Below are 15,955 nucleotides of genomic sequence, written 5' to 3'. Positions count from 1 at the left end.
TTATCATAAAAAATACAACCACCATATACTTATAAAATGTAAAAAAAAATCGTATAATCGACTAGTATATCTTTTTTTACCAACAGCTAACCTGTATATTTGCATCATATTTTTTAAGCATGTTAAATAAGGAAATTCATAGACGTAGAACGTTCGGAATTATCTCGCATCCAGATGCAGGAAAGACCACGTTAACGGAAAAATTATTACTTTTTGGTGGCGCAATACAAGAAGCTGGTGCAGTAAAGAGTAATAAAATAAAAAAGGGAGCTACTAGTGATTTTATGGAAATTGAAAGACAGAGAGGTATTTCTGTAGCAACTTCCGTATTAGCATTCGAGTATCAAGACATAAAAATTAATATTTTAGATACTCCAGGGCATAAAGATTTTGCTGAAGACACTTTTAGAACTCTTACTGCAGTAGATAGTGTTATTGTAGTTATTGATGTAGCAAAAGGAGTTGAAGAGCAAACTGAAAAACTTGTAGAAGTTTGTAGAATGCGAAATATTCCAATAATTGTATTTGTCAATAAATTAGATCGTGAAGGAAAAGATACTTTCGAATTATTAGACGAAATAGAACAAAAGCTTCATTTAAAGGTAACCCCTTTAAGTTGTCCTATTGGAATTGGGTACGATTTTAAAGGTATTTATAATATTTGGGAGAAAAATGTGAACCTTTTTAGTGGAGATAGCAGAAAGAACATAGAAGAAACTATTGAAATTGAAAACCTTAATGATGGTACCTTAGATGAATTAATAACTTCTAAAGCAGCAAATACACTACGTGAGGAATTAGAATTAATGGAAGGAATCTATCCTGAATTTAATAAAGATGAATATTTAAATGGGCATTTACAACCTGTATTTTTTGGATCTGCATTAAATAGTTTTGGTGTACGTGAATTATTAGATTGTTTTATTGAAATTGCTCCAACACCTAGACCCAAAGAAAGTGATACTAGATTAGTATCTCCAGATGAAAAAGAGTTTAGTGGTTTCGTATTTAAAATTCATGCAAATATGGACCCTAAACACAGAGATCGTTTAGCATTTGTAAAAATAGTTTCTGGAACTTTTGAAAGAAATAAACCTTATTTACATGTTCGAAATAATAAGAAAATGAAATTTTCGAGCCCTAATGCATTCTTTGCTGAAAAAAAGCAAATTGTAGATATATCCTATCCAGGAGATATAGTAGGGCTTCATGACACCGGCAACTTTAAAATAGGAGATACGTTAACTGAAGGCGAAAACATGAACTACAGAGGTATTCCAAGTTTTTCTCCAGAGCACTTTAAGTTTATTAATAATGCTGATCCCATGAAAAGTAAGCAACTTGAAAAGGGGATTGATCAATTAATGGATGAAGGTGTTGCTCAACTTTTTATTTTAGAACTAAATGGCAGAAAAGTAATTGGAACCGTGGGTGCTTTACAATTTGAAGTAATACAATATAGACTAGAACATGAATATGGTGCCACCTGTCGATATGAAAACTTAAACGTTCATAAAGCGTGTTGGGTTGAAACAGATAATGAAAAAAGCGCAGAGTATTTAGATTTCAAAAGAGTGAAGTCTAGGTTTTTAGCTAAGGATAAAAGAGGGCAATTGGTATTTTTTGCAGATTCTAGTTTTACATTGCAAATGACACAATCAAAATATCCAAATGTAAAGTTTCATTATGTTAGTGAGTATAAATAAAAAAACCTCGATATTAATATCGAGGTTTTTTTATTAAGCTTCTCCAGCAGGTCCAAAATTAATTGGCATTGGAGTTTGTTGATGTTCTTCTATTTCGCCATGTGCTTTTTCAAAACGTTTCACATTATCATTCAATGCTTTTAGAAAACGCTTTGCGTGCTGTGGAGTTAAAATTATTCTAGACTTCACTTTACTCTTAGGTACTCCTGGCATAATAGTAACAAAATCAACTACAAATTCAGAAACAGAGTGATTTATGATTGCCAAGTTACTATAAATACCTTGGGCTACTTTTTCATCTAATTCAATATTAATCTGACCTTTTTTAGGTTTAATTTGATCTGCCATCGTAAATGTGTTTACGCTTCCGTGAAAACGGAAGACTATTAATATATTTCTTTAAAACAAAATCCCATAACATATGTCACGGGATTTTGATATTTCAATTTACAAGATCCCGATCTGCATCAGGATAAGCTCGATTAATAACTTTTGTTTTAGCTTTGCCTTACAAAAGTTATTCTCACTTAATTATAATTTACTTCTTGTTTTTCTCGAGTCATTTCCTCAAGTTCTTCTTTAGAACCAACAATGATTGTTTCATAGTTTCTCATACCGGTACCGGCTGGGATTCTATGTCCTACAATTACATTCTCTTTCAATCCTTCAAGATAATCTATCTTACCATTTACAGCTGCTTCATTTAATACTTTCGTAGTTTCCTGGAAGGAAGCTGCCGATATAAACGATTTAGTCTGTAATGAAGCACGAGTAATACCTTGCAATACTGGCGTAGCAGTTGCGTTTACCGCATCTCTAGCTTCAATTAAGGCTTGATCGTTTCTTCTTAAAATAGAATTTTCATCACGTAATTCACGTGTAGTGACCATCTGACCTTCTTTAAGGTTTTCAGAATCTCCAGCATTTATGATTATTTTCAATCCGAAAATTTTATCATTCTCTTCAATAAAATCAAATTTATGAACTGATTGATTTTCTAAGAACAATGTATCTCCCGGATCTTCCACTCTTACTTTACGCATCATTTGACGCACAACTATTTCAAAGTGTTTATCATTAATTTTCACACCTTGCAGTCTATATACTTCTTGAACTTCGTTCACTAAGTATTGTTGAACTGCTGAAGGTCCTTGAATTCTTAAAATATCTAAAGGTGTTATTGAACCATCTGAAAGTGACATACCAGCACGAACGAAATCGTTCTCTTGTACTAATATTTGGTTTGATAATTTAACCAAATACTTCTTAATATCACCCGTTTTAGTTTCAACAATAATCTCACGATTACCACGCTTAATTTTTCCAAATGAAACCACACCATCAACTTCACTAACTACAGCAGGATTAGAAGGGTTACGAGCTTCAAATAACTCAGTAACACGTGGTAAACCTCCTGTAATATCTCCAGATTTAGATGACTTACGAGGAATCTTAACTAAAATTTTACCAACTTTAATTTTCTCGCTTTCATCTACCATGATGTGTGCTCCTACTGGTAAATTGTAAGAACGTAATACTTCATCACCTTTTCCTAAGATTAATAATGAAGGGATTAATTTTTTATCTCTAGATTCAGAAATTACTTTTTCTTGGAAACCAGTTTGTTCATCTATTTCTACTTGATACGTAATTCCTTGCTCAAGGTTTTCATATTTAATTTTTCCAGCAAATTCTGAAATAATTACACCATTAAATGGATCCCATTGACAAACTACATCGCCTTTAGATAATTCTTGACCATCTTTAATAAAGACAGAAGATCCATAGGGAATGTTATTAGTACTAAGTGTGATTCCTGTTTTTCTATCTTTCAATTTAATTTCAGAAGTACGAGAAATTACAATATTGATAGATTTTCCATCATTATCTTCTCCTTTAACTGTTTTTAAATCTTCTATTTCAGCAACTCCATCAAATTTAATAGATAATTTATTTTCTTGCGAAATATTACCTGCAACTCCACCTACGTGGAATGTACGAAGTGTTAACTGTGTACCAGGCTCACCAATTGACTGAGCTGCAACTACACCAACAGCTTCACCCATTTGCACCATTTTATTAGTTGCGAGGTTTCTACCGTAACATGTAGCACAAATTCCTTTTTTGGCTTCACAAGTTAATGGGGAACGAACTTCAACAGCTTCAATTGGAGAAGCAGTAATCTTATCCGTAACATCATCTGAAATATGTCCTCCAGAAGCAACAATTACTTCTTTAGTTGAAGGATGAATTACATCATTTAATGACGTACGTCCTAAAATTCTAGCTCCTAAAGATTCAACGATTTCATCGTTTTTCTTTAATGCTTTAACTTCAATACCTCTAAGAGTACCACAGTCTACAGAATTTACAATAACATCTTGTGAAACATCTACTAAACGACGGGTTAAATAACCTGCATCGGCAGTTTTTAATGCTGTATCGGCAAGACCTTTACGTGCACCGTGTGTTGAAATAAAGTATTCTAAAATTGATAGTCCTTCCTTAAAGTTAGAAAGAATTGGATTTTCAATAATTTCACCACCTCCAGCACTAGACTTTTTCGGTTTTGCCATTAATCCACGCATACCTGTCAACTGGCGAATCTGTTCTTTAGATCCACGAGCTCCAGAATCAAGCATCATAAACACAGAGTTAAACCCTTGTTGGTCTTCACGAATACGCTTCATAGACAACTCAGTTAACTCAGCATTTGTTGCTGTCCAGATATCAATAACTTGGTTATAACGTTCATTATTGGTAATAAGCCCATTATTATAACTGCTTATTATATTATCTACTTGTTTGTTTGCATCCTCAATCATAGCTTGCTTTTCAGCAGGGATAATAATATCACCTAAACTAAACGACAAACCTCCTTCAAATGCATACTTATAACCTAATGTTTTAATTTCATCTAAGAAAGCTGCAGTAACAGGAACTGAAGTTACACGTAAAATACCACCAATAATATCACGTAATGATTTTTTGGTTAATACTTCATTTATATAACCTGCTGCTTCTGGTACTTCTTCATTGAAAATTACTCTACCAACAGTAGTAGTAATTATTTGAAAGACTAATTCACCTTCTTCATTAAAATCTTTAGTACGGATTTTAATTTCAGCATTTAAGTCTACTTTCTTTTCATTGTAAGCAATAATAACTTCTTCAGCAGAATAGAATGTAATACCTTCTCCAGCAACTGTTAATTCTGGAGTAGATTTTCTAAGCTTGGTCATATAGTATAGACCCAATACCATATCCTGAGAAGGTACCGTAACTGGTGAACCATTCGCTGGATTTAGAATATTATGAGAAGCTAACATTAATAATTGAGATTCAAGAATAGCTTCAGGACCTAATGGTAAATGAACTGCCATTTGATCTCCATCAAAATCGGCGTTAAATGCCGTACAAGCTAATGGATGTAACTGGATTGCTTTCCCCTCAATTAATTTTGGTTGGAATGCCTGAATTCCTAAACGGTGTAAGGTAGGAGCACGGTTTAATAATACCGGATGTCCTTTTAATACATTTTCTAAAATGTCCCAAACTACAGGTTCCTTTTTATCTATAATCTTTTTAGCAGATTTTACTGTTTTTACAATTCCTCTTTCAATTAGTTTTCTAATTACAAAAGGCTTGTAAAGTTCTGCTGCCATATCTTTTGGTAAACCACACTCAAATAATTTAAGTTCTGGTCCAACAACAATTACTGAACGTGCTGAATAATCCACACGTTTTCCTAATAAGTTTTGACGGAAACGACCTTGTTTTCCTTTTAATGAATCTGAAAGAGATTTTAAAGGACGGTTCGAGTCAGTTTTTACAGCAGATGATTTACGTGTATTATCAAATAATGAATCAACAGACTCTTGAAGCATACGCTTTTCATTACGTAAAATTACTTCAGGAGCTTTTATTTCCACTAATCTTTTAAGACGGTTGTTACGAATAATTACACGTCTATATAAATCATTTAAATCGGAAGTTGCAAAACGACCTCCATCAAGAGGTACTAAGGGACGTAATTCTGGTGGTATAATCGGCACCACCTTCATAATCATCCATTCAGGTTTGTTCTCTCTATTTTTATTAGATTCACGAAGGGCTTCCACCACTTGTAATCTTTTTAATGCTTCAGTTTTACGTTGTTTTGAAGTTTCATTGTTAGCACTATGACGTAATTGGAATGATAATTCATCCAAGTCAATTCTACGCAATAAATCGATTAAACATTCAGCACCCATTTTGGCGATGAATTTATTTGGATCCTCATCATCAAGATATTGATTTTCTTGTGGAAGAGTTTCTAAAACAGTTAAGTATTCTTCTTCTGTAAGGAAATCCATTTTTTTAACAGGTTCTCCTTCTTCATTGTTTGCTATACCTGGCTGAATTACTACATAACGCTCGTAGTAAATAATCATATTTAATTTCTTAGAGGGTAATCCAAGAAGGTATCCAATTTTATTAGGTAAACTACGGAAATACCAAATATGAACTACAGGCACTACTAAACTAATATGCCCTACTCTATCTCTACGTACTTTCTTTTCTGTTACTTCAACACCACAACGGTCACAAACAATACCTTTATAACGAATTCTTTTATATTTACCACAAGCACATTCATAATCCTTAATAGGACCAAAAATTCGCTCACAGAAAAGACCATCACGCTCAGGTTTATGTGTACGATAGTTTATTGTTTCTGGTTTTAAAACTTCACCACGAGATTCACCCAAAATTGCCTCTGGAGACGCAAAACCAATCGAAATTTTATTAAATTTCTTTACTACATTTTCTTTATTTCTTGCCATAATGATATGTACTAATATGCGTTGTTCTTTTTTTTCTGAAGTTATTACACTCCAAGAAGTCTTATTCAGACTTAAAAGTTTCCCGCCCGAAGACGGGGTCTTATTATTCTTCTAATCTAATATCTAGTCCTAATCCTTTTAATTCGTGCATTAATACGTTAAAAGATTCAGGAAGTCCTGGTTCTGGCATCGTTTCACCCTTCACAATTGCTTCATAGGTTTTAGCTCTACCAATAACATCATCAGATTTTACTGTTAAAATTTCTCTCAGTGTACTAGATGCACCATAGGCTTCAAGAGCCCATACTTCCATCTCACCACAACGTTGACCACCAAATTGTGCTTTACCACCTAATGGTTGCTGTGTGATTAATGAATATGGTCCAATAGAACGCGCGTGCATTTTATCGTCTACCATATGCCCTAGCTTCAACATATAAATTACCCCTACTGTTGCAGGTTGATCAAAACGTTGGCCTGTTCCACCATCGAAAAGATACGTATGTCCAAATCTTGGAATACCTGCTTCATCGGTTAATTCATTTATTTGATCAAGTGTTGCACCATCAAAAATTGGCGTTGCAAATTTGCGTCCTAATTTTTGACCTGCCCAACCAAGAACTGTTTCATAGATCTGACCAATATTCATACGAGAAGGTACTCCTAATGGATTTAATACAATATCCACTGGTGTTCCATCTTCTAAGAAAGGCATATCTTCTTGACGAACAATACGAGCAACAATACCTTTGTTACCGTGACGTCCTGCCATTTTATCACCTACTTTTAATTTACGTTTTTTAGCTACGTAAACTTTTGCAAGCTGAAGGATACCTGAAGGTAATTCATCTCCTACAGAAATTGTAAATTTCTCACGACGAAGATTTCCTTGAAGGTCATTTTCTTTAATTTTATAATTGTGCATTAAGTCTGCAACAAGAACGTTTGTTTCGTCATCTGTAGTCCACTTTCCACCTGTTAAGTGTACAAAATCATCAACAGCATTTAACATTTTTAACGTAAACTTTTTGCCTTTAGGGAATACAATTTCACCAAGGTCATTTGTTACACCTTGAGCTGTTTTTCCACCAATAATAATAAACAGTTTTTCAATTAAAACATTCTTTAAATCATCAAACTTGATATCATATTCGTTCTCTAATGCTGCGATATCTTCTTTATCTTGAGCTCTCTTACGTTTATCTTTTACAGATCTTGCAAATAATTTTTTATTAATTACAACACCACGTAACGAAGGAGAAGCTTTTAAAGAAGCATCTTTTACATCACCTGCTTTATCACCAAATATAGCACGAAGTAGTTTTTCTTCAGGTGTTGGATCACTTTCTCCTTTTGGAGTAATTTTTCCAATAAGTATATCACCTGGCTTAACTTCTGCACCAATACGAATCATTCCATTTTCATCTAAGTCTTTTGTAGCCTCTTCAGAAACGTTAGGAATATCATTTGTTAATTCTTCATTTCCTAGTTTAGTATCACGTACTTGTAAAGAATATTCATCTACATGAATAGAAGTAAATATATCTTGACGTACTACTTCTTCAGAAATTACAATTGCATCCTCAAAATTATACCCTTTCCAAGGCATAAAGGCTACTTTCATATTTCTACCAAGTGCTAATTCTCCACTTTGAGTTGCATACCCTTGACATAATACTTGTCCTTTCTTTACTCTATCACCTTTTTTAACAATCGGCTTTAAGTTTATAGAAGTACTTTGGTTTGTTTTTCTGAACTTAACAAGTTGATATGTTTTTGAATCTTCTTCAAAACTAACCATGCGTTCATTTTCTGAACGATCATATTTAATAGTGATTTTATTTGCATCGACATATTCTACAACTCCATTTCCTTCTGCATTAATTAATACACGAGAATCTGAAGCTACTTGGCGTTCTAATCCAGTTCCAACAATAGGTGAATCTGCTAATAATAATGGTACTGCTTGACGCATCATATTAGATCCCATCAAGGCACGATTCGCATCATCATGCTCTAAGAAAGGAATTAATGAAGCCGATATCGAAGATATCTGGTTAGGAGCAACATCTGTAAAATGGATATCTTTAGAATCTACTACAGGAAAATCTCCCTCCATTCTAGCAATAACTTTTTCAGTTTTGATCGTTCCATCATCCTTCATGTCGATGTGAGCCTGAGCAATTAACTTTTCTTCTTCTTCTTCAGCAGAAAGGTAAATTGGTTCAGATTTTAAATCGATCACTCCATTTTCAACTTTACGATAAGGAGTTTCTAAGAAACCTAAATTATTCACTTTAGCAAAAACTGAAAGTGAAGAAATAAGACCAATATTTGGACCCTCAGGAGTTTCAATTGGACATAATCTTCCGTAGTGAGTGAAGTGAACATCACGCACCTCAAAACCTGCTCTTTCTCTTGAAAGACCTCCAGGTCCTAATGCAGAAAGACGACGCTTATGAGTAATCTCAGCTAATGGATTGGTTTGATCCATAAATTGAGAAAGCTGATTGGTACCAAAGAATGAATTAATTACAGAAGATAAGGTCTTCGCATTAATTAAATCTATAGGAGTAAACACTTCATTGTCACGTACATTCATACGTTCACGAATGGTTCTTGCCATACGCGCTAAACCAACACCAAATTGAGAAGACAATTGTTCTCCTACCGTACGTACACGACGATTAGATAAGTGATCAATATCATCAATCTCTGCTTTAGAGTTAATTAACTCAATTAAATACTTTATAATAGTAATGATATCTTCTTTGGTAAGCACTTGCTTATCAATTGGAATATCAAGACCTAATTTTTTATTCATTCTAAAACGACCTACTTCACCTAATTTGTATCGTTGGTCACTAAAGAATAACTTATTAATAATACCACGCGCAGTTTCTTCATCTGGCGGCTCGGCATTACGTAATTGTCTATAAATATGTTCAACCGCTTCTTTTTCTGAATTGGTTGGATCTTTTTGAAGCGTGTTATGAATAATTGCATAATCCGCTAAATGATTATCTTCTTTATGAAGTAATATTGTTTTCGAACCAGATTCTATAATCTCATCGATATGATCTTTATCAAGAACTGTATCACGATCTAAAACAATCTCATTACGTTCAATAGATACAACTTCACCAGTATCTTCATCTACGAAATCTTCGTACCATGTTTTAAGTACACGGGCCGCTAACTTACGTCCTAAGTATCTTTTTAATCCTGTTTTAGTTGCTTTAATTTCTTCAGCTAAATCGAAAATTTCAAGGATATCTTTATCTCTTTCAAAACCGATCGCACGGAAAAGTGTTGTTACAGGTAATTTTTTCTTTCTATCGATATAAGCATACATTACTTGGTTTATATCGGTAGCGAATTCTATCCAAGAACCTTTAAACGGTATTACTCTGGCAGAATATAATTTAGTTCCATTGGCATGGAAAGATTGTCCAAAGAATACACCAGGTGAACGGTGTAATTGTGAAACAACAACACGCTCAGCACCATTTATAACAAAGGTACCACTTGGAGTCATATAAGGAATTGTTCCTAAATATACATCCTGAACGATAGTTTCAAAATCTTCATGTTCTGGATCTGTACAATAAAGTTTTAGACGTGCTTTTAAAGGAACACTATATGTTAATCCTCTTTCTATACATTCCTGTATAGAATATCTTGAAGGATCTACAAAGTAGTCTAAAAACTCAAGTACAAATTGGTTACGGGTATCAGTTATTGGAAAATTTTCCAAAAAGGTCTTATAAAGTCCTTCATTTCCTCTTTCATCTGATTTTGTTTCCAATTGGAAAAAATCTTGAAAAGATTTAATTTGAATATCTAAAAAATCTGGATATTCAGTTTTGTTCTTGATAGAGGAAAAATTCAATCTTTCAGTTTGCGTTGCTGACATCTATGGACGAATTTTAATTAAAATAAAACAATGAACGCATATTATATGGTATACCCATTATATACGCAAAATGGTTTAGGTCTATTTCACTATTGAAAAAGACCTAAACCTTAAGGTTTGGTAAGGTGTGAACTTATTTAAGTTCAACCTCAGCTCCAGCTTCTTCTAACTGTGCTTTTAATGCTTCAGCTTCGTCTTTTGCTACTCCTTCTTTGATTGGAGATGGTGCATTATCAACTAAACCTTTAGCGTCTTTAAGACCTAATCCTGTTAATTCTTTAACAAGTTTTACTACTGCTAATTTAGATTGACCAGCTGCTGTAAGAATTACATCAAATTCTGATTTTTCTTCAGCGACCTCTTCACCACCACCACCAGCAGCAACTGCTACAGCTGCAGCAGCAGGCTCGATACCGTACTCATCTTTTAATATACCAGCTAACTCGTTAACTTCTTTTACAGTTAAGTTAACTAATTTTTCTGCGAAATCTTTTAAATCTGCCATTTTCTATCGTTTTAAGTAATTTGTAATTGTATAATTTTTAATTGTATATTATTCTCTTTCAGATAATGTTTTTACAATACCTGCTATTGTATCACCACTTGATTTAAGTGCCGATATAACGTTCTTAGCTGGTGATTGAAGTAATCCAATAATGTCTCCAATAAGTTCTTCTTTAGATTTAATGTTTACTAATGAATCTAATTGATCATCACCAACATAAACCGCTTCTTCAATAAATGCTCCTTTAAGTAAAGGCTTATCAGATTTTTTTCTGAAAGCTTTAATTACTTTAGCTGGTGCATTACTTATTTCAGAAATCATTAAGGAAGTATTTCCTTTAAGAACATCTTCTAATTCACCAAAATCTTTATCAGCACTTTCCATTGCCTTTTTAAGCAATGTATTTTTAACTACTGAAAGCTCTACTCCTGCTTTAAAACAAGCACGACGTAGATTATTGGTATCCCCTGCGTTTAGACCTGAAATGTCTGCTAAATAAATAGTAGCATTATCTGATAACTGCGCAGTTAAACTTTCTATTACTTGTGATTTTTCTTCTCTTGTCATAAGTTCTAATTTTACTACTCAGCAAATCTCTTTGCGTCAATTTCAACACTCGGGCTCATAGTACTCGACATAAAAATGCTTTTAATATAAATACCTTTTGAAGCCTGAGGTTTTAATTTTACAAGGGTTGTTAATAATTCTTGTGCGTTTTCTGTAATTTTTTCAGCATCAAAAGATGCTTTTCCAATTGCAGCATGTACAATACCAGTCTTTTCAACTTTAAAGTCAATTTTACCAGCTTTTACTTCTGAAACCGCTTTAGCAACATCCATTGTTACTGTACCAGTTTTTGGGTTAGGCATTAATCCACGAGGTCCTAAAACACGTCCTAATGGTCCTAATTTACCCATAACACTTGGCATAGTTACAATTACGTCAACATCTGTCCAACCTGCCTTAATTTTAGCTAGGTACTCGTCTAAACCAACATAATCAGCTCCTGCTTCTCTAGCTTCAGCTTCCTTATCTGGAGTTACCAATGCTAATACTTTTACATCTTTACCTGTACCGTGTGGTAACGTAACAACACCACGAACCATTTGATTGGCTTTCTTAGGGTCTACGTTAAGACGGACAGCAAGATCTACAGAAGCGTCAAATTTTACGCTAGTTATTTCTTTTATTAAAGCTGAAGCTTCAGAAAGAGAATAAGCTTTTAACTCAACTTTTCCTTTTGCTTCTTTTTGCTTTTTAGTTATTTTTGCCATTTTATAGATTCTTTTTCAGATTAAAAAGGTGCGTTACCTTTTACTTTCACTCCCATTGACCTTGCAGTTCCAGCTACCATTTTCATAGCAGATTCTACTGTAAATGCATTTAGATCGGGCATTTTATCTTCTGCAATCATTTTTACTTGATCCCAAGATATTGTTGCTACTTTTCTAATATGTGGTTCACCTGAACCTTTTTTTATTTTTGCAGCTTCAAGAATTTGTACCGCAGCTGGAGGAGTTTTAATAACGAAATCAAAAGATTTGTCTTTATAAACTGTAATCGCAACTGGTAATACTTTTCCTTGCTTATCTTGAGTTCTAGCATTAAACTGCTTACAGAACTCCATAATATTTACACCGGCAGCACCTAATGCAGGTCCAACTGGTGGTGATGGATTAGCAGCTCCACCACGTACTTGTAATTTTACTACTTTATCTATTTCTTTTGCCATTTTCTAAATTTAAAATTTCGATTTTCTTCAGTGGAAGCCTTAGAATAATCTTAATATAGCGTGTAACAATTAAACTTTTTCAACTTGCATATAACTTAATTCTAGTGGTGTTTTTCTTCCGAAAATTTTCACCATTACCTCAAGTTTGCGTTTTTCTTCATTTATTTTTTCTACCGTACCATTAAATCCATTAAAAGGACCGTCGATCACTTTAATAGTTTCACCTATAGTATAAGGTATATTTACATTTTCATCTTGTACAGATAGTTCATCTACTTTTCCTAGAAGCCTATTCACTTCTGATTGACGCAATGGAACTGGATCACCGCCTTTAGTTTCACCTAAAAAACCAATCACCCCATTCACAGATTTAATTATATGAGGAATCTCACCAACTAAACTTGCCTGTACCATAATATATCCCGGAATAAAAACACGCTCTTTGTTTACCTTTTTTCCGTTTCTAATTTGAATTACTTTTTCAGTTGGCACAAGAATTTGCTCTATATAATCTTGAAGATTTAATCTAGAAATCTCAGATTCTATATATTCTTTAATTTTGTTTTCCTTTCCACTTACAGAACGGATTACATACCACTTTTTTGAACTCTTAGTTTCAGTCATCATTTTCTTTCTTAAGATTTTATCCAATCAAAATAAAGGGTAATCACTTTACTAAAAACTGTATCAATACCAAAAACAGCTAACGCTAAAATTACTGAAAAAACAGCAACAATAACTGTAAGACGTTGCGCTTCAGACCAAGCAGTCCATGTAACATGATTTCTAAGCTCGTTATAAGATTCTTTGATATAGTTTATCATTTCAACTCTGTTTATTAATTCAATTTAATTAATTACAAATCAATGTAATTTATCTTTGCACGGGTTGAGAGACTCGAACTCACGACACCTGGTTTTGGAGACCAGTGCTCTACCAACTGAGCTAAACCCGTATTTAACGGTAGTTCTTTTATCACTTAATCCTATTAAGAATAAGCTATCCCCGTTATAAAAGTCAAGGCATCCCGAAATATTCGGGACACCTTTAAACTTTTCAATTATATTTTATTAATCTAAAATCTCAGTTACCTGACCAGCTCCTACTGTTCTACCACCCTCACGGATTGCAAAACGTAAACCTACATTCATTGCAATTGTTTGTAACAATTCAACATGAATAGTAAGGTTATCACCTGGCATAACCATTTCAACACCTTCAGGAAGCATAATTGTTCCTGTCACATCAGTTGTACGTACATAAAACTGTGGACGGTAGTTATTATGGAATGGAGTATGACGTCCACCTTCTTCTTTCTTAAGGATATAAACCTCAGCTTTAAATTTAGCATGTGGTGTTACAGAACCTGGCTTAACGATTACCATACCTCTAGAGATTTGAGATTTCTCAATACCTCTTAATAGGATTCCTGCATTATCTCCAGCTTCTCCTCTATCAAGGATTTGACGAAACATTTCAATACCAGTAATTGTTGAAGTAAGTTTTTCAGCACCCATACCGATAATCTCAACAGGATCTCCTGTGTTAGCGATACCAGTTTCTATACGACCTGTAGCAACAGTACCACGACCCGTAATAGAGAATACATCTTCAATAGGCATAAGGAATGGCTTATCTACTTCACGAAGTGGTTCTTCGATCCAAGTATCAACAGCTTCCATAAGCTCAAGAACAGTATCTACCCATTTTTGCTCACCGTTTAATGCACCAAGCGCAGATCCAGCGATAACAGGACCATTGTCTCCATCATATTCGTAAAAACTAAGTAATTCTCTTACTTCCATTTCTACAAGTTCGATAAGTTCTTCATCATCAACCATATCTACTTTATTCATAAATACAACGATACGAGGAATACCTACCTGACGTCCTAAAAGGATATGCTCACGAGTTTGCGGCATTGGACCATCTGTAGCAGCTACAACTAATATTGCTCCATCCATTTGAGCAGCACCAGTTACCATGTTCTTTACGTAATCCGCGTGACCTGGACAGTCAACGTGGGCATAGTGACGATTAGCCGTTGCATATTCAACGTGTGAAGAGTTAATTGTAATTCCTCTTTCTTTTTCTTCAGGAGCATTATCAATTTGATCAAAAGACATTGCTTGTGAATGACCTGCATCTGCCAATACTTTTGTAATTGCAGCAGTTAAAGTTGTTTTACCGTGATCAACATGTCCAATAGTACCAACATTTAAATGCGGCTTCGAACGATCGTATGTTAATTTTGCCATTTTGTATTTATTTAATCTTAATTATATATTAGTAATTGTTACTCTTTTTACTCCGTTTTTACTTAGTAGAGCCAATGACGAGAATTGAACTCGTGACCTCTTCCTTACCAAGGAAACGCTCTACCCCTGAGCTACACCGGCGTAAAGTGTTTAATCTTTACTTTAAATACCTATAAAGTAAAGAACCTGCCTTCACAGGTTTTTTTAGAGCGGGAGACCAGGTTCGAACTGGCGACATTCAGCTTGGAAGGCTGACGCTCTACCAACTGAGCTACTCCCGCTTTTTTTTCTTACTAAACTTCAGAAAACAATTCAATATGTTAGATGTTTAAAGCTGATTTATTAAATCTTCTTTAATAATCATTTTAGGGGTTTCCCAACAAAAATAATTTTTGTGGGGAGAGCAGGATTCGAACCTGCGAAGACGTAGTCAGCAGATTTACAGTCTGCCCTCGTTGGCCGCTTGAGTATCTCCCCTACTCTAAAAACATCTATTTTAAAGAACTTAAGAGCCGATGGAGGGACTCGAACCCACGACCTGCTGATTACAAATCAGCTGCTCTAGCCAGCTGAGCTACATCGGCTTTTCGGCTTAATTTTTCGCCTAAAAAAAGCCCGCTATTTCTAACGGACTGCAAATGTAATTAAATTATTTTTTTTACAACACTTTTTTTGTAAAATATTATCAAGAAAATGTTCTTTCTTTTTGTTTTCTCCTTTTTAATTGTTTTTCTAAGGCATTAATGCACTCATCTACACCCTCTTCAAACGTTTTTGCCTCTTTTTTTGCAATTAGGTCATCTCCAGGAATACTTAGTAAAATTTCTATTATTTTATTTTCTTTGTTGCTTGTTTTCTGAATTTTCAGGAAAACATCAGCATAAATGATGCGATCATAGAAGACTTCTAACTTAGAAAGTCTTTTATTTATAAATCCGACAAGCTTTTCATCTACTATAAAATTTGGGTTTTGAACGTTTACTTTCATCTGTTGTCTATTTAATTTGGGTTA

General features: G+C 34.1%; 12 protein-coding genes and 5 tRNA genes. 1 reads left to right on the top strand and 16 read right to left on the bottom strand.

The genetic code is table 11. The features are described 5' to 3' along the window. Nucleotides 1-119 precede the first annotated feature (119 nt). Complete coding sequence (locus ABXT64_RS09255) at nt 120-1,706, top strand: peptide chain release factor 3 (RefSeq protein ID WP_443632639.1); 1,587 nt, start codon at nt 120-122, stop codon at nt 1,704-1,706. Nucleotides 1,707-1,739: 33 nt separating this feature from the next. Here ABXT64_RS09255 and ABXT64_RS09250 read toward each other — a convergent pair whose 3' ends face one another. From ABXT64_RS09250 to hpf, 16 genes are all read right to left on the bottom strand, one after another. Beyond that, nucleotides 1,740-2,054, bottom strand: a complete 315-nt coding sequence (locus tag ABXT64_RS09250; protein ID WP_443632638.1) for a DUF3467 domain-containing protein — start codon at nt 2,052-2,054, stop codon at nt 1,740-1,742. Nucleotides 2,055-2,233: 179 nt separating this feature from the next. Next, entirely contained in the window at nt 2,234-6,532 is a 4,299-nt protein-coding gene (gene rpoC / locus ABXT64_RS09245) for a DNA-directed RNA polymerase subunit beta' (RefSeq protein ID WP_443632637.1), read from the bottom strand. Between the two features lie 103 nt (nt 6,533-6,635). Beyond that, complete coding sequence (gene rpoB, locus ABXT64_RS09240) at nt 6,636-10,448, bottom strand: DNA-directed RNA polymerase subunit beta (protein ID WP_443632636.1); 3,813 nt, start codon at nt 10,446-10,448, stop codon at nt 6,636-6,638. Between the two features lie 133 nt (nt 10,449-10,581). Next, nucleotides 10,582-10,953 (bottom strand): 50S ribosomal protein L7/L12, encoded by a 372-nt coding sequence (rplL, locus tag ABXT64_RS09235; RefSeq protein ID WP_443632635.1) that lies wholly within the window; start codon nt 10,951-10,953, stop codon nt 10,582-10,584. A gap of 48 nt (nt 10,954-11,001) precedes the next feature. Then, nucleotides 11,002-11,520 carry a 50S ribosomal protein L10 gene (gene rplJ, locus ABXT64_RS09230; RefSeq protein WP_443632634.1) on the bottom strand — a complete coding sequence of 173 codons (519 nt, stop codon included), beginning with the start codon at nt 11,518-11,520 and terminating at the stop codon, nt 11,002-11,004. A 14-nt stretch (nt 11,521-11,534) separates the two neighbouring features. Continuing rightward, nucleotides 11,535-12,227: a 50S ribosomal protein L1 gene (gene rplA / locus ABXT64_RS09225; RefSeq protein ID WP_443632633.1), complete on the bottom strand. Its 693-nt coding sequence runs from the start codon at nt 12,225-12,227 to the stop codon at nt 11,535-11,537. A 20-nt stretch (nt 12,228-12,247) separates the two neighbouring features. Continuing rightward, nucleotides 12,248-12,685: a 50S ribosomal protein L11 gene (gene rplK, locus ABXT64_RS09220; RefSeq protein WP_443632632.1), complete on the bottom strand. Its 438-nt coding sequence runs from the start codon at nt 12,683-12,685 to the stop codon at nt 12,248-12,250. A gap of 69 nt (nt 12,686-12,754) precedes the next feature. Next, nucleotides 12,755-13,309: a transcription termination/antitermination protein NusG gene (gene nusG, locus ABXT64_RS09215; protein WP_443634956.1), complete on the bottom strand. Its 555-nt coding sequence runs from the start codon at nt 13,307-13,309 to the stop codon at nt 12,755-12,757. Nucleotides 13,310-13,320: 11 nt separating this feature from the next. Next, on the bottom strand, nt 13,321-13,509 hold the full coding sequence (gene secE, locus ABXT64_RS09210; RefSeq protein WP_443632631.1) for a preprotein translocase subunit SecE: 189 nt from the start codon (nt 13,507-13,509) through the stop codon (nt 13,321-13,323). 58 nt (nt 13,510-13,567) lie between these two features. Then, a tRNA-Trp gene (locus ABXT64_RS09205) sits at nt 13,568-13,640 on the bottom strand. A gap of 115 nt (nt 13,641-13,755) precedes the next feature. Next, nucleotides 13,756-14,943 (bottom strand): elongation factor Tu, encoded by a 1,188-nt coding sequence (gene tuf, locus ABXT64_RS09200; RefSeq protein ID WP_443632630.1) that lies wholly within the window; start codon nt 14,941-14,943, stop codon nt 13,756-13,758. 69 nt (nt 14,944-15,012) lie between these two features. Then, nucleotides 15,013-15,084 (bottom strand) — tRNA-Thr (locus tag ABXT64_RS09195). A 67-nt stretch (nt 15,085-15,151) separates the two neighbouring features. Then, nucleotides 15,152-15,224, bottom strand: a tRNA-Gly gene (locus tag ABXT64_RS09190). A gap of 114 nt (nt 15,225-15,338) precedes the next feature. Continuing rightward, nucleotides 15,339-15,420, bottom strand: a tRNA-Tyr gene (locus ABXT64_RS09185). 33 nt (nt 15,421-15,453) lie between these two features. Then, nucleotides 15,454-15,527: transfer RNA gene (locus tag ABXT64_RS09180), tRNA-Thr, on the bottom strand. Between the two features lie 101 nt (nt 15,528-15,628). Next, nucleotides 15,629-15,931, bottom strand: a complete 303-nt coding sequence (hpf, locus tag ABXT64_RS09175) for a ribosome hibernation-promoting factor, HPF/YfiA family (RefSeq protein WP_443632629.1) — start codon at nt 15,929-15,931, stop codon at nt 15,629-15,631. Between the last annotated feature and the right edge of the window lie 24 nt (nt 15,932-15,955).

Source organism: Candidatus Marifrigoribacter sp. Uisw_064, assembly GCF_047730175.1.
Classification (GTDB): domain Bacteria; phylum Bacteroidota; class Bacteroidia; order Flavobacteriales; family Flavobacteriaceae; genus Marifrigoribacter.
This window is presented reverse-complemented; position numbering and strand designations above follow the sequence as displayed.